This window comes from Nocardiopsis camelliae, assembly GCF_028993595.1.
Classification (GTDB): domain Bacteria; phylum Actinomycetota; class Actinomycetes; order Streptosporangiales; family Streptosporangiaceae; genus Nocardiopsis; species Nocardiopsis dassonvillei.
Window position 1 is genome coordinate 2,251,078 of sequence record NZ_CP118614.1, and the last position, 14,505, is coordinate 2,265,582.

General features: G+C 66.6%; 16 protein-coding genes. 14 read left to right on the forward strand and 2 right to left on the reverse strand.

Going from position 1 to position 14,505, the window contains the following annotated elements; genetic code table 11:
- Positions 1 to 33 precede the first annotated feature (33 nt).
- On the reverse strand, positions 34 to 678 hold the full coding sequence (locus PV789_RS09900; RefSeq protein WP_249352229.1) for an HAD family hydrolase: 645 nt from the start codon (positions 676 to 678) through the stop codon (positions 34 to 36).
- Between the two features lie 300 nt (positions 679 to 978).
- On the opposite strand from PV789_RS09900, the gene PV789_RS09905 reads away from it, so the two are divergent.
- The 10 genes from PV789_RS09905 to PV789_RS09950 all read left to right on the forward strand — a co-directional run bounded on the left by PV789_RS09905 (position 979) and on the right by PV789_RS09950 (position 10,748).
- Positions 979 to 1,989 carry an NAD-dependent epimerase/dehydratase family protein gene (locus PV789_RS09905; RefSeq protein WP_256448851.1) on the forward strand — a complete coding sequence of 337 codons (1,011 nt, stop codon included), beginning with the start codon at positions 979 to 981 and terminating at the stop codon, positions 1,987 to 1,989.
- A gap of 29 nt (positions 1,990 to 2,018) precedes the next feature.
- Entirely contained in the window at positions 2,019 to 2,966 is a 948-nt protein-coding gene (locus PV789_RS09910; protein WP_249352433.1) for a thymidylate synthase, read from the forward strand.
- The gene (locus tag PV789_RS09915; RefSeq protein ID WP_249352231.1) at positions 2,923 to 4,635 is read left to right on the forward strand and encodes a carbamoyltransferase family protein; all 1,713 of its coding nucleotides are present in this window, start codon (positions 2,923 to 2,925) and stop codon (positions 4,633 to 4,635) included. The genes PV789_RS09910 and PV789_RS09915 overlap by 44 nt, the downstream gene beginning before the upstream one ends.
- Complete coding sequence (locus PV789_RS09920; protein ID WP_212643372.1) at positions 4,632 to 5,678, forward strand: hypothetical protein; 1,047 nt, start codon at positions 4,632 to 4,634, stop codon at positions 5,676 to 5,678. Before PV789_RS09915 ends, PV789_RS09920 begins: the two co-directional genes overlap by 4 nt.
- A complete protein-coding gene (locus tag PV789_RS09925) occupies positions 5,675 to 6,535 on the forward strand; it encodes a radical SAM protein (RefSeq protein WP_212643373.1) in 861 nt (286 codons plus the stop codon). Before PV789_RS09920 ends, PV789_RS09925 begins: the two co-directional genes overlap by 4 nt.
- A gap of 56 nt (positions 6,536 to 6,591) precedes the next feature.
- Positions 6,592 to 7,110: a P-loop NTPase family protein gene (locus PV789_RS09930; protein WP_212643374.1), complete on the forward strand. Its 519-nt coding sequence runs from the start codon at positions 6,592 to 6,594 to the stop codon at positions 7,108 to 7,110.
- 18 nt (positions 7,111 to 7,128) lie between these two features.
- Positions 7,129 to 7,950 (forward strand): class I SAM-dependent methyltransferase, encoded by an 822-nt coding sequence (locus PV789_RS09935; protein ID WP_212643375.1) that lies wholly within the window; start codon positions 7,129 to 7,131, stop codon positions 7,948 to 7,950.
- Entirely contained in the window at positions 7,943 to 8,707 is a 765-nt protein-coding gene (locus PV789_RS09940; protein WP_212643376.1) for a phosphotransferase, read from the forward strand. The genes PV789_RS09935 and PV789_RS09940 overlap by 8 nt, the downstream gene beginning before the upstream one ends.
- Positions 8,708 to 8,709: 2 nt before the next feature.
- On the forward strand, positions 8,710 to 9,720 hold the full coding sequence (locus PV789_RS09945) for a sulfotransferase (protein ID WP_212643377.1): 1,011 nt from the start codon (positions 8,710 to 8,712) through the stop codon (positions 9,718 to 9,720).
- Between the two features lie 236 nt (positions 9,721 to 9,956).
- The gene (locus PV789_RS09950) at positions 9,957 to 10,748 is read left to right on the forward strand and encodes an SAM-dependent methyltransferase (protein WP_212643378.1); all 792 of its coding nucleotides are present in this window, start codon (positions 9,957 to 9,959) and stop codon (positions 10,746 to 10,748) included.
- 453 nt (positions 10,749 to 11,201) lie between these two features.
- Here the strand turns inward: PV789_RS09950 and PV789_RS09960 are convergent, their stop codons facing one another.
- Positions 11,202 to 11,633, reverse strand: coding sequence for a hypothetical protein (locus tag PV789_RS09960; protein WP_212643379.1), 432 nt, complete (start codon positions 11,631 to 11,633; stop codon positions 11,202 to 11,204).
- Between the two features lie 277 nt (positions 11,634 to 11,910).
- Between PV789_RS09960 and PV789_RS09965 the strand changes: the two genes are divergently transcribed.
- From PV789_RS09965 to PV789_RS09980, 4 genes are all read left to right on the forward strand, one after another.
- Positions 11,911 to 12,720: a helix-turn-helix domain-containing protein gene (locus PV789_RS09965; RefSeq protein ID WP_212643380.1), complete on the forward strand. Its 810-nt coding sequence runs from the start codon at positions 11,911 to 11,913 to the stop codon at positions 12,718 to 12,720.
- The gene (locus PV789_RS09970) at positions 12,713 to 12,898 is read left to right on the forward strand and encodes a DUF397 domain-containing protein (protein WP_212643381.1); all 186 of its coding nucleotides are present in this window, start codon (positions 12,713 to 12,715) and stop codon (positions 12,896 to 12,898) included. Before PV789_RS09965 ends, PV789_RS09970 begins: the two co-directional genes overlap by 8 nt.
- A gap of 289 nt (positions 12,899 to 13,187) precedes the next feature.
- The gene (locus PV789_RS09975; RefSeq protein ID WP_212643382.1) at positions 13,188 to 13,712 is read left to right on the forward strand and encodes a hypothetical protein; all 525 of its coding nucleotides are present in this window, start codon (positions 13,188 to 13,190) and stop codon (positions 13,710 to 13,712) included.
- 37 nt (positions 13,713 to 13,749) lie between these two features.
- Entirely contained in the window at positions 13,750 to 14,496 is a 747-nt protein-coding gene (locus PV789_RS09980; RefSeq protein ID WP_249352233.1) for a hypothetical protein, read from the forward strand.
- Positions 14,497 to 14,505: the final 9 nt, after the last annotated feature.

A 14,505-nucleotide genomic window follows, 5' to 3' on the forward strand; every position in this document is an offset into this window, starting at 1 on the left:
TGTAAGGGCCCCTGGCGCGGCGCACAGTGGGTTTCAGGCCTCGGAGAGCAGAGCCGGGAGGTCGTGTACCGAGTCGATCACCCAGTCCACGCGTTTGGTGACCTGGGGGTCGTTCGCCCACAGGTGCCCCCACGGGCCGCGCCGGATCAGAGCGGTCCGCAGGCCGGCGGCATGGGCGGGGAGGACGTCGTTGTCGCGGTGGTCGCCCACGTACACGATCTCCTCGGGCGCGCCGGGAGCCATGGCGATGACCTCGACGAAGAACGCGGGGTCGGGTTTGGCGACCCCCCATTCACCCGACGTGGCGATGCCGTCCACCGGCAGATGTAGTCCGTGGAGCAGTTCTCCGGCCCGTGCCGTCTGGTTGCCGGCGATCCCCACCCAGACACCCGCGTCACGGAGCGCGCGCAGCCCCGCGCGTACGTCCGGGTACAGGTCCACCTCCTCGATGAGCTCTCCCTGTCCTGCCTCCTCGCGCAGCTGCCGTTCCCGTGCGAGGTCGAAGCCCGGCCGGAAGTAGTCGAAGGTCTCGGCGTTGTCGCGGCCCTCGGCGGTCACCGCGCCCAGGACGGCGGAGAACGTGTGCCGGGGGACGTTGATCCAGTCCGCCCACCGCGCCCACTCGCGGGTGTCGTCCAGCAGGGTCCCGCCGACATCGAACACCACGGAACGGATCATGCCTTTGGTCTTCCCCACCCGAGTCGGCCGCCTTGTCCGTACCTCATTGTGCCCGGGCGCGAAAACGCTCCGCCCGGCCGCGGCTGCCCTCCCGGCTCCTGTCTGGGAAAACGGCACCTTGCTGTCGGGTTATCGAACCTGTTCAAAGGCAGTGAATCGAACGCCGCGCATAATCCGAACGCGAAGGTTATGCGTGCGCGCATAGGTTGACGCGATCCCGGGCGGAACACTGCTGCCGTTGGCGAACGACCGAGCAACGGCTACAGGAGTTCATGTGAGGGTGTTGGAAGGTCCGGTCCGATGACCGGCGGGCAAAGGCCCTGGAGAAGGGCTGTCACAGGAGCCAGCGGCTTCGTGGGTTCCCACCTCGTGGCACGTCTGGCGCGGGACGGCTATCAGGTCGTCGGTCTTGACGAGGTGCCCGTGCCCCGGGAAGCGGATTTCCGCTGCGGTGCGACGGACATCAGCACGGAGGGCGATTTCTCGTTCCGGCAGTGCGACCTGGCCGTCAACGAGCTGGTTCCGCTTCTGCGAGACGTGGACACGGTCTTCCACCTCGCGGGCGTGAGCGGGGTCCGTGAGTCGTGGGGCAGCCGCTACGCCGACTACGTGCATGCGAACATCCTTGGGACGCAGCGGCTGCTGGAGGCGTGTCGTGAGGCCGGCGTCCGACGGGTCGTCGTCGCCTCGTCCTCCAGCGTCTACGGTTCCACGGTCCGGCCATCACGTATTGAGGACCTTCCGCAACCGGTGTCGCCGTACGGGGTCTCCAAACTCGCGGTTGAGCGGCTGGCCCTGGCCTATGCCGAGGTGTCCAGCTTCGACGCCTGCATTCTGCGCTACTTCACCGTCTACGGTCCGTACCAGCGTCCGACGATGCTGATGTCTCGCATACTCCAAGCCGCTCACACGGGGCACCCCGTGACGGTGTTCGGAGACGGCTCTCAGAGGCGGCACTTCACCTATGTGGACGATGCCGTTGAGGCGACGGTCCTGGCCGGTACTCGTCCGCTCACGGGCTCGCACGTGGTCAACGTGGCGGGCCCACGGAGCGCCAGCGTCTCCGAGGTCCTGGCCGTTGCCGAATCCGTAATCGGGGCGCCCATCCGGGTGCATCACGGAGAAAGCCAGGCGGGAGACGTCACCGCTTCTGAGGCGGACCTGAGCGAGGCGTACGCGTTGCTGGGCTACCGACCACGCACCGACCTGGCCGAAGGGATCGCCGAGCACTGGGAGTGCTACCACGCCGATGCCACCGTGCACACGGTCAGTTCGCGCATCGCTGCGACCGCCACCGGGGGCGCCCTGTGATCTCGATTCGAGGCGGATCGGCGAACGAGGTGTTCACGTCCGCCGCGCACACGGTTCTGGCCCAAGGCGATCTCGTGTCCCCACGCGGATCCGCGACCAAGGAGATCCTTGGGGCCCATCTCGTGATCGCCGAACCTCGCCGCAGGCTGGTGTCGCTGCCCCCGGTCCGGCTTCTCAATCCGGCCTTCGCCGTGGCTGAAGCGGTCTGGATCCTCTCCGGCAGCGACGGGGCATGGATCTTCGACTACAACCGCCGTCTGGCGGAGTTCGCGGACAACGGGCTCCTCCGCGGTGCCTACGGCCCGCGACTGCGCAAGTGGAGGGGAGAGGTCGACCAGTTGGACCGTGCCCGCCGTCTGCTCCTGGAGGATCCCGACACCCGGCGCGCCGTCATCCAGATCTACGACCCCGCCTGCGACGTCGTGCCGAACAAGGACATCCCCTGCACCCTCAACTTCCGGTTCTTCGTACGCGAGGGCCGGTTGCAGATGCACACCACCATGCGGAGCCAGGACCTGTGGTTGGGGTTCTGCTACGACATCTTCACCTTTTCGATCCTGCACGAGCTCATGGCGCACTGGATCGGCGCTGAACTGGGCGAATACCACCACCACGTCGACTCCCTCCACCTGTACGCCGAGCACTGGGAGAGCGCCGCCGAGCTTCCCAGCGATCCGCGTTCCAGCCCCAGAGGCCTCCCGCTCGTACTGGCTTGGGAGGACTTCGACGCGACCCTCGCTCACGCCCAGGACGGCGGGCTCGCGCACCCCGGCTGGGGAGCGTTCTCCCAGATCATGCGCAGCTACCAGCAGTGGAAGACGAATCAACGCCACGAAGCCCAGCAGGGGGCCCAAGCGATCCCGGGAGACCTGGGGATGGCGCTCACCCACTGGTACGAGCACCTCGCGCGCCGCTCGTCTGGAAGGAGGGACAGTGACGACACCTGTGCTCCTCGGCCTGTGCTCGGGAACGCATGACTCGGCCGCCGCGCTCATCAGCGACGGCAAACTCGTCGGCCTGGTGGAGGAGGAACGGCTCAACGGGGACAAGCACACCCGTGCCTTCCCTCGTCACGCCATCGACTACCTGCTGACACGCGCGAACCTCACGGCCGACGACGTCACCTCGATCGCCTACAACTTCGACCCGGGCCTGTACCGCAACGCGATCCCCTCCAGCCTGCGGTACCTCCTTCATAAAACAGCCCGGCGTAGGGCGCTGCCCCGAGCCACCAGCTTCGCGAGGGTTCATCGTCGGGCTTCTGAACGCCTGTCCGCCCTGACAGACACCTTTCCCCGAGCCCGTGTCACAGGGGTGGAACACCACCGTGCCCACGGCATCTACGCGTTCGCCGCCTCCGGCTACGACAGCGCCGCCGTGCTGATCGTGGACTCCCTCGGGGAGACCACGACCACCTCCATCGCCAGAGTGAGCCTGGACGGTGACCGGGCCATCTATGAGCCGGTCGCGCGGATCAGTGATCCCGCCTCCCTCGGCTACGCCTACGGGGCGGTCACCCAACACCTGGGGTGGCGTCGCGGGGACGAGGAGGGAACGGTCATGGCCCTGGCCGCGCTGGGTGACCCCTCGCGCTTCCGAGCCCTCTTCCGACGGGCCATCCGCCTGACCGAGAACGGCTTCTCTCTCGACTCCGCTCTCTTCCCCCTGCGGGTCATCTCCAGCCGCTATCCCCGGCTCTCACCGGTGTTCACCGCCGCCACCTGCCCTCCACGCACCGAGGGATCCCCGCTCCTGGACGTGCACGCCGACCTCGCCGCGGCCTTGCAGGAACGCACCGAGCAGACCATGGTCCACCTCGCGCGCAGAGCCCGGGAGCTGACAGGGGAACAACTGCTGTGCGTGGGCGGCGGGGTGGCGATGAACTGCGTGTCGATCGGCGCGATCGTGCGCGAATGCGGATTCGAGGAAGTCGCGGTTCCTCCCGCTCCAGGAGACGCGGGTACCGCGGCTGGAGCCGCGCTCTCCCTCTACGCCGAAACCACCGGGACCCTGGCCAGCGGGACAGCGCGTCGCTGCTACCTCGGTCCCGACTATCCCGAGATCACTCTGGACAGTCGACCGCGTGAAGGGCTCTCTGCTCGGCGCATCACCGACCCCGTGCAGCACCTGGCCCGCCAACTCGCGGACGGACGGATCGTGGGTCTCTTCCAGGGCCGCCTGGAAGCAGGCCCGCGCGCCCTGGGCAACCGGTCGATCCTTGCCTCACCGCTCCACCCCGAGGTGGTCAACCGTCTCAACGCGACCGTGAAGTTCCGCGAACCGTTCCGGCCCTTCGCCCCCGTCGTGCTGGAGGACAAGGCCGCGGACTACTTCACGCTCGGCCAGCCCTCCCCTTTCATGTCGATCGCCAGCGGCGTCACCCCGTTGGCCAAAACCACCATTCCGGCCGTGGTGCACGCCAACGGCACCGCCCGCGTTCAGACACTGACCCGCAAGCACAATCCGTTCCTCGCCGAAGTGCTGACCGCTTTCGCCGAACTGACCGGAGTGCCCGTGCTGATCAACACCAGCCTGAACATCAAGGGCAAACCCATCTGCGGCACCCCGGAAATGGCCCTGGACTGTCTACAGACATCCGGACTGGACGCCCTGCTGCTCGAACAGTGGTGGGTGGAGAAGACATGAGGATCGGTTACAGCTTCTGGGGTTTCCTCGGCAACGGCGTGACGGACACCCCTGACGGAGGGCGCAGTCACCGCCGCGTCCTCATCGACGGCTTGGTGGATCGCGGGCACAGTATCGTCTTCCTCCAACCCAATCGCGACCACATCGAGGCAGGGGAGAACTTCACCGGTGCCTACACCTGGCACGACGGCCTTCCCCGGATTGACGCCCTCATTCTCGAATGGCGCTGGCCCGTCCCCGGGCGCAACACCACACCATGTCCAACCCCCATGCACGCCTGTGACCTGCACCGTCAGACGGATCTTGTCGACGCCTACGTGCACAGACTCGGTCTACCCACCCTGCTGTGGGACAAGGACCTGCGCCTGCCCACAACCGATCCACTCCGCACCCACCACGCCGTCACTGTCTGCGAAGCCTCCCTGTTTCCGAGCAGAGGGGCACGTCGACTCCTGTTCCCCGTCCAGGACAGTGCTCTGGATACGGCGGATCCCGAACGTCTCGCCCAAATTCATAGGGACTTGCCGCTGGTCTACACGGGCAACCAGTACGACCGGGACGACGCCTTCACCCGCTTCTTCGCCCCAGCCGCTCAGCGCTACCGACACTTGGTCGCTGGCAAGTGGACCCGCACCGGGGCCTGGCCACACGTCACCTTCGCCGGACGTCGTCCCTTCACCGAGGTCGAAGCCCTGCACCGGCGATCCCTGGCCACCGTGCTGCTGGCCCCCGACCGGTACAGGACTCAAGGGCAGTTCACCCAACGCCTCTTCGAGGCCGTACTCGCCGGATGCCTGCCCATCGGCCCCGCCGACATCCGCGGTGTCGAACAGGTACTCCCCGCAGACCTCATCGTCACTAACGGCGCCGAAGTCACCCGACTGATCGGCCACCTCACACAGATCGCGGGCACCGACCGTCACTCGCGGCTGATCGCGGCCTGCTTGGAACGCCTGGAGCCCTTCCGGCTCTCCCGGCAGACGCCGGTCATCGAATCCCGCCTCGCCCTGACGAACACCCACCGCGAAGGAGCCCGAGGATGAGCACCCGCTCCCAGACCACTCCTCTTCCACAGGTGCAGCGCGTCGACAAGCTGTACCTGGAACTGCTGTTCCGCTGTAACTTCCGCTGTGGCCACTGCTATCACGGCAGCGACCTGGACCGCCCGGAGTCCCTCACCCTGCCTCAGGCGATCGGTGCCCTGGAGTACTTCGCCACCCGCTTCTCCTGCCATCAGGTGTGCTTCCTCGGCGGAGAACCCCTGCTCTACGCGCATCTGCCCGAACTTCTCGCCGCAGCCAGGGACCTGGGCTTCACCACACAGATCTGCACCAACGCCTACAAACGCCGCCAGGTGCTCACCGAATGCCGCGCCCACCTAGACCTGCTCAGGGTCTCCCTGGACGGCGGGACCGCGGAAACCCATGACCGGATGCGCCGCCCTGGCTCCTTCACCGCGGCCTTCGACACCATCGCATGGGCGAACAGCGTCCGGCTTCCCTTCGGAGCGACCTGCACCCTGACGGCGCAGAACATCACGACCGTCCCACTGCTGGCGCGCAGGCTCCACGCGCTGGGAGCACACGAGCTGGTCCTGCACCGACTGCGCACGGTGGGCAACGCTCGCGACACCACCGTGGAACCCGTCACCTGGGCACAGGCCCGACGCCTGTACGACCACCTCGCCGCAATGGACCTGAGCGGTATGGACATCAACCGCCACATCCTCCTTCCCGACCGGTGCCCCGCTCCAGAGGACGTCGTGGAGAAGCTGGAGATCGCACCCGACGGGCGGGTCTACCTGTCCTGCGCCGAGGTCGCCGGACACGGGCGTGACGTGCGCTTCGACTTCGACCAGGGCCTGCTAGTGCATGCTCCGTCCGAGCCGACGACGGCCTGAAGGGGAAACCTTGACCACCTCACCCGACCGACCTATGTGGAGTAGCGTTCAGACCTATGAGGATCGCGATCATCGGCTGCGGGGGCAGCGGCAAGACCACGCTCGGCCGTCGACTCGGAGCAGCCCTGGAAGCTCCGGTCACCCACCTGGACGTCCTTTACTACGACGACGAGTGGAACACCCTGCCCAAGGACAAGTTCGTCGCTCTGCAAGAGGACCTGGTCGCCAGGGACCGCTGGGTCATCGACGGGAACTTCGCCTCCACACTGCCGATCAGGCTCCGGCGCGCCACCACGGTGATATTTCTCGACATCCACCCCCTCACCTGCCTGGCCGGTATCGCTCAGCGACGGATCAAGCACGGCGGGGGACAGGACGACGCGACCGGGGTCTACGACCGCATCCACTGGGGGTTCATCAAGTACGTGTGGAACTTCCGCAAGACCATGGGGCCTCGGGTGCGCAATCTCATCCTCGAACACGGCACACACGCGGACGTGCACATCGTCCGCTCACGCCGGGCCGCGAACCAGCTGGTCGAGCGGATCATTCGCACCGCGAACACCGAGGACTGAGCATTCGGGAGGCTGTCCGTGCCTTCCATTGAGCATCCCTTCCTCGACCCCGCGCGCATCCGCGGCGACCTGTACACCCAGCCTGACAGGCTGGCCTCACGCACCCGTGCCCTGCTGACTGCCCGTATCAAGGGCACACCGGTCGTCGACGTCTTGGCACGCCTGCTCAGAGACGGACTCACCGTTCCGCTTCACCAGGCCCGAATACTCGACGTGGGATGCGGACGGGGAACAACCAGCCGAGCCCTGACCGAACTCAGCCCCGCGGCGCTGGTGGCCCTGGACCTGTCACCGGCCTTGGCCGCCACGACCAGAGCACGACTTCCCCAAGGCCGACCGTGCGCCGCGCTCTCCGCCGACCTCCACCGACTGCCGTTCGGTAGCTGCACCTTCGACGCGGCCGTCGCGGCCTTCTGCCTCTACCACTCACCCGATCCGGCCACAGCCATGGCGGAGGCTAACCGCTGCCTGCGCGAAGACGGCCTGTTCATCGCGGTGACGAAGTCGGCGGACAGCTACAGCGAACTCGACCAACTACTGACCGATCTCAGCCTGCTCTCCGATGACACGGGGCGCCCCAGTCTGTACTCGTCGGTGCACAGCACCAACATCGCCGACATCGCGGCCCCGGTCCTCGACGTGCGGCAGCTCCTGCACGAAAGGCACGTCTTCCGGTTCGACACTCCAGAGCATCTGGCCCAGTACCTGGTGACGACGCCAAAGTACCCATTCGCCGGAACCGCGCGTGAGCTGGCCCGTGAACTACGGCGCCGAGGGTGCCCCACATCGATCGAGGCCTCCTCCACCGTCACTTATCTGGTAGGGGGCCCGCGTGGCTGAGACCTTCACCAAGGAGTATCCGAGCCAGGGCAGTGCCGGAGCAGCCGCCGCTCACCACCGCTGGCTCGCCTCCCTGAAAGCCCCGGTCCCTGACCTCCTGGAGGTCACATCCGAAAAGCTGGTCTTCGCGCGCGTCGACGGGGCCCACTGCCACGCCGCCGATGTCCCTGATGTGGCGGCGCTCCTTGGAAGTCTTCACGCCGAGGCGTTCAAACAGGAACTGCACGCGGCCAACCTGGACACCCCGTTCTCCACGTCGAACGGTGTGCTCTTGGCTTCGTTCGTGGAACCGCGTGTGGGCTGGTTGAGACGACACAGACGGAACGGTGCCATCAGCGAGCGGCAGTACGACGTCGCGGTATCCATGATCACCCAGGCAGCCCGTCGCCCGGCGGCCTTCTACAAGGACTGCAACATCCGCAATGTGCTCATGGGGAACACGAGTCCGGTCCTCGTGGACTTCGATGACCTCACCCTCGCACCCTTCGGCTATGACTTGGCCAAGCTCCTGGTCAGCGCGGCCATGACCTACGGCTCGCTGGAACGTTCGGTTTACCGCGAAGCACTGGCCTCGTACCGACAGGCAGCCGAAGAGGGGCAAGGACCGGTGAATCCGTGCACGTGGGAAGAGCTCGACACCTGGTTGGAGATCCATGCCCTGTTCACCAGGCCCTACCTCGGTCGCAACGGGTACCGCCACCGCTGGAGCAGCCGAGTCCTGATCACGGCCCCAGACGAAGAGCCGGAAAGGCAGTAGACATGATCCCCGTGCTGATGGACCAACTCCACCACCCGGACCCCGTCGGAGTCGACCTGGCACTGTTTCGTACCAGGCTGTACCGATTCAGCGGCGATCACCGTCACTACGTGCTGGCCGAAGTCCTGGAGGAACGCTTCGTCGAAGGGCGGATACCCTCTCAGGCCGCACTGGGCTACGTCTCCGCGAACCTCAACAGCATCAGGAACACCGGAGAACCCCTGGCGTTTGATCCCGCGGTCGCAGCAGTGGAGGGCATCGACACCAATGCAGAGCTCCGGGCCAGAAGACCCTTCATGCCGTCTCGAACGGAAGCTCCGGTGCGACCGGACCAGATCGTCTGCGTCCTCGGGGCCCCGCGGTCGGGTACCAGCCACCTGCACAACCTGCTGGCCCGTACACGCAGGTTCGCCTACTTCACCACGGTCACGTGTTGGGCATGGCCCGCGCGCAACCTCGGGGTTCCCCAACGGCGACTGTTCGAAGCGATGTCCGATGACGTTCTCCACGTGGACAACAAGGCCACCCGGATCATCCCGGGCCTGGTGATGCCGTACGAGGCCGAGGACGTCTACGCCCGAGCGGTGCCGACCTATCGGCACCGCAAGGGCCACGCCTACGACATCCTGCCCGCCACCATCAGCGACGAACGACTGCTCCGGTGCGCGATCGACGCTCACACCCGAGAGTTCAACAGGCGGCGGTTCCTTACCAAGTCGCCCTTCAACGCCTTCAGGATTCGCCAGCTCGAACACCTCTTCGGTTCGGCTATGCGCTACGTCCACATCGACCGCTCTCAGGAGCAGGTGTCCTCGTCCCTTGCCCGGAACCGCTTCGTGTTCCACCACGACGGCCGCGAGCTGTCCCCTGGGCAGGCGTACGACCTGTTCACGTCGGCGATCCATACTGAAGCCCCACATGAGCGAACCCGAATGGTGACGCTGGAAGACCTCCGGAACGCTCCTGGACAGACCATCGCTGAACTGTTGGCATGGCTCCACGAGCGTTTCTGAAGGCACCATCACACCCGGCACAAGACACCCCGGTAGACGAGTGGATCCGTGTCCGCACCCGAACGAACCAAGCCTCGCGACATGAGGCTTGCCGGAGTGGGACGCAGTACTACAATCGCCACCGGTGCCGCACCGCGACCGCGGAACCCCCCTGTTTCCCGCGTTTTCGGTCTCTCAGGACGAAGCACCTGAGGGTCGTGGCCCCTTCCCCACCCCCCACCTGGAGCATGGTTCCCATGACCACCCCACCTCCCATCGACACCTCCGTCCCCCATTCCGCCCGAGTGTGGAACTACTGGCTGGGCGGCAAGGACAACTACCCCGCCGACAGGGCCCTGGGCGACCTCATCCTCAAGGACTTCCCGGAGATGGTCGACGTGGCGCGCGCCCAGCGCACCTTCCTGCTGCGCGCGGTCACCCACCTGGCTGGAGAGGCTGGCATCGACCAGTTCCTGGACCTGGGCACGGGGCTGCCCACGCACAACAACACCCACGAGATCGCCCAGTCCGTGAACCCGGCCGCGCGCGTGGTCTACGTGGACAACGACCCGCTGGTCCTCGCGCACGCCCGCGCCCTGCTCACCGGTACCGAACAGGGCGCCACCGACTACGTCGACGCCGACGTGCACGATCCCGAGGTCGTGTTGGAGGCGGCGTCGCGGACGCTGGACCTGACCCGTCCGGTGGGCCTGACGATGCTGGGCATCCTGGGCCACCACACGCACGAGAGGGCGGTGTCCTTGGTGCGTTCGTACACGGAACGGCTGCCCACGGGCAGCTTCCTCGCGGTCGCCGACAGCACCGACACCAGCGAGGGGATGCGGCGGGCGGCGGAGGCGTGGAACGCCGACGCGCCTCTGCCGTACATCCTGCGCTCACCGGAGCAGATCGGTGAGTACTTCGCGGGGCTGGAGCTGGTCGAGCCCGGGGTGGTGCCCGCGCTGGAGTGGCGCAGTTCCCAGATCGACGTCGGCGGTACGTTGCCCACCGCTGCTGACGAGTACTGCGGGATGGGCCGTAAGGCCTGAACGCCCCTGGAGCTGGTTCCGCAAGCCGCCAGGTCCGCTGTTGACTCCTCCGGTTCCCTCTTCGGCCCTGGTGGAGCAGCGGAGCTCGCTGCGAACTGGGCTGAGGGCTTCCGCGGCGCGGGAATCCCACTCGGATCGGCTGCTCGAGCGGGAAGGCTGGAGCGAGGCCTGCGCCGTGTTCTGACTTACCACGTCATCTTCCACTGGAGCCGGATGGGGGTATCGGCAAGGGCGCAGGCAGCGCTGGCGTGGGCCTCGAGCGCGGCCGTGCTGGGTACGCCTGTCTCGGGCGAGCCCTCGTTCTGAGAGACACCCGTCTTCTGACGTGCGGAAGATTCATTGAATCGATCGATTCTGGGACTCCACGGCATGGACTGGGCTGGTGCTTCTTCTCCTCGCCGGGGCAGGCGGGTCCGCCCGGTGTGGCACCGAGCGGACCCGTCGCGTGAGGAGCTATCCGCGCCAGTCGAGGACCTTGGTCACCACGTAGGACCTCAGGTTGGCTGAGGTCGCTCCGCACACGGCCCGGCGTTCAAGGCACACCCGGGCCATCGCGACCAGGACCGCCTGCTGCTTGCCCACCTCCCAGGTCTCGAACGCCAACCCCGGGCGCACCAACCGCACGTGCAGGCATCGGCCTCCGTCCGAATCGGGGTGTTCCAGACCGACGACGAAGGTGTTGTGCAGCCGACGCATGGCCATGGCGGGCGGCAGTCGGTAGGTGTACCGGCAGCGCTGCTGACCGGCGCCGGACACGTCCGCGCGGGCTTCGAGGGTGACGCACTCCCAGTCCTCCTCGGCGACGGTGACCGTCGCGTGCCTGTCTCGCACCCACCGGTCGAACTCCTCGCCGTCGTTGGCCAGGACGCTCTCCACTACGTCCATCGGTCGCCTCCCGTCGTCATCGCTCCGGGGGAGAGGCGGGCGGGCGCGACCCCGATGACGTAGGTGCGCACCCGACGGGAGCGACGCCGTTTCGCTAGGCTGGGCATCGTCAACAGCTCCGTTCTGTTGGCCGTGCCCCGGACGGCCCACACCGTCGCGGGGCTGACTTGTGTCCAACTGTGGCTGTTGAAACCCTGAAAACACAGGCCATGCCCATCCAGCGATTAAGTTGGATTGTGCTGTGTTCGCTTGAAATAATCTGTGTTTCACTGGAGGCATGGAGGAACAGCACCCGGAGGCGAACGCTCGCTTCGGCCGGGAACTCAGCCGCCGTCGCCGCGCGAGCGGCTACACGCAGGAGCGGTTGGGCAAGCAGGTCGGAGTGAGCCAGGGGCACATCGGCAACATCGAACGCGGAGAGCGCTCTCCCGACCTGAAGCTCGTGACCGAGCTGGACCGAGTTCTGGGCGCGGACGGGCGACTCGAGAGATTCTGGGGCCAGCTCAGCGGTGACGGCGAACCGGTCTGGCTGGACGACCTGGACCAGGTGGAACGGGACGCCGTGTCGATCATGGAGGTCCAGACGAACCTGTTCCCGTCCGTGCTCCAGGTGGAGAGTTACGCCTACGCCGCGGTGCGCGTGTTCTCCCCGTGGATGACGCCGGACGAGGTCGAGAGCAGCGTCCGCTCGCGCCTTGCCCGAGCCCAGAGGTTCGCCTCCTCCGCCACCGTGTACCGGGCGGTGATCGACGCGGCCGTGCTGCGGCGCCGACCGAACTCCGATGCGGAGCTCATGGCCGAGCAACTGCGGCGGGTAGTGGACCTCATCCAGGACCGGCGGATCTCCATCCAGCTCGTGACCACGGGTTGGCATGCCGGGCTCGTCGGTACGTTCAAGCTGATAGCTTCCTCTTCGGCTCCGGAAGTGGTGTATGTCGAGTCGGCGTACTCGGGCCGACTGCTGGACGATCCGCAGGCGGTACAGCGCTTCCGGGTACTGCTCAGTGACGCGCAGGCTGTGGCGCTCTCCCCTCAGGAGTCGCTGCACTTGCTCCAGGAAGAGTTGGCGAGGTTGGACCATGGTTGAGCAGACGTGGCGCAAGTCGTCCTACAGCGGCGGCGGGCACCAAGACTGCGTCGAGTGCCGTGCGGACGGTTCCGTGGTCCAGGTCCGGGACACCAAGTACCGCCAGCTGGGCCACCTGGCCTTCCCCGCCGCGGAGTGGACCGCCCTGCTGGCGGGAACACAGCGCACCACATCCTGAGGGGTCAGCCCGCCGTTCCGTCGGACTCGTCGGCCGCGAACAGGTTCCGCCTGCCGGTCGAAGGCATCTCGCTCCTGTCGTGAGCGAGATGCCTTTTTCTTGTTCCGGTGTCTCTTGAGGGTCGGGTGAAATGCGAGGTTTGTGACGCGAAATTCGTTGTGGGACCTTACCTTTTGGTGAGGGATAGCTAACGGTTCTGCGTTCGATAATGATTGCGCATTGGAATATGTGATCTACAGCACTACTCTCGTCACTCCAGGTGAGGAACTGATGATGCCCTGGAGGTGCGATGAGGCTCCACACCATGGGAGTGATCGTGCTGGGGGGACTCCTCGTCGGCTGTACCCCGCAGGAGAGCGAGCCCGCCCCCGCGCCCAGCGAGTCACCAGCGCCCTCTGAGCAGAAGTCAGGCGAGGACCTTGCGCTTGAGGCCTACGACTCCATGTGGAACGTGCTGGTGGAAGAGGCCCGCAACGAGGAGCCTGACTACTCCGACCTGGAGTTGTACGCCAGCGGAGACGCTCTGGCGCTCGTGGAACACGGTCTGATCGCGGAGGCTGACGAGGGCGTGGTCGCCCGGGGCTCGCCGGAGTTCTCCCCCGAGGTGGTCTCGATAGAAGACACCCACGTGGAGATCGAGGACTGCATGGACTCCACTGCCTGGCTCCGGGAAAACGCAGACTCCGGAGAACTTGTGGAGCCATCACCGGAATCACCTCTGCTCCGGCGTGTGGACGCGGGCGTCTCCTTCGACGGGCTCGCCTGGAAGGTCTCCGACCTGCGGATCTGGGAAATCGGATCCTGCGATGAATGATCGACTGAAAACCCCTTTCATTGCCGCTGGTGCCGCGATGGTGCTTCTCGCGGTTCCGGGTCTGGCCTGGGCAGATCCGGACTTCCTCGGAGGCCAGGTGGAGTGCGGGTCCGCGGGCGGACCCGGATGCGACGTCTCCGCCGAGTCCGGAGAAGAGAACCCCGGCGGTTCGGAGAGCGGGGGAGAACCCGCTCCCGAGGGCGGATCGGACGGTACGGCATCGGCCTCGTCCGAGCCCGCGTGCGAGGTCGACGGCCTCTCGGCGCGGTGCAGTGCCACGGTCGGCGGCGGCGCCGACGAGGCCGAGGAGGAGGTCGACTTCGAGGCCCTGGCGTACGCGGCCCGCGCGGCGTTCCAGCTCTCCTCTCCCGAGATCTCGATGTCGCCGAGCGCGGACGCCCCGGTGCTGGTGCGGGTTCCGGTGTGGATGTGGATCTCCTCGGACGCCTGGCAGGAGGAGACGGCCACCGCGAGCGTGCCCGGCGGATCGGTGACGGTGACCGCCACTCCGGCGTCGCTCTCTTGGTCGATGGGCGACGGCACGACCGTGGAGTGCGAGGGCCCCGGTACTGCCTACGATCCCGATGTCCATGACCCGGCGGAGTCCTCTCCGGACTGCGGGCACACCTTCACCTCCATCAGCAGCGGTTACAAGGTGACCGCCAGCCTGTCGTGGCAGGTGGAGTGGTCCAGCTCCGACGGTGAGGGCGGCACCTTTCCCGCCCTGACCACCGAGACGTCCACAACGGTGCGGGTGGTCGAGTCCTCCGGAGTGGTGACATGAAAAGGCGAA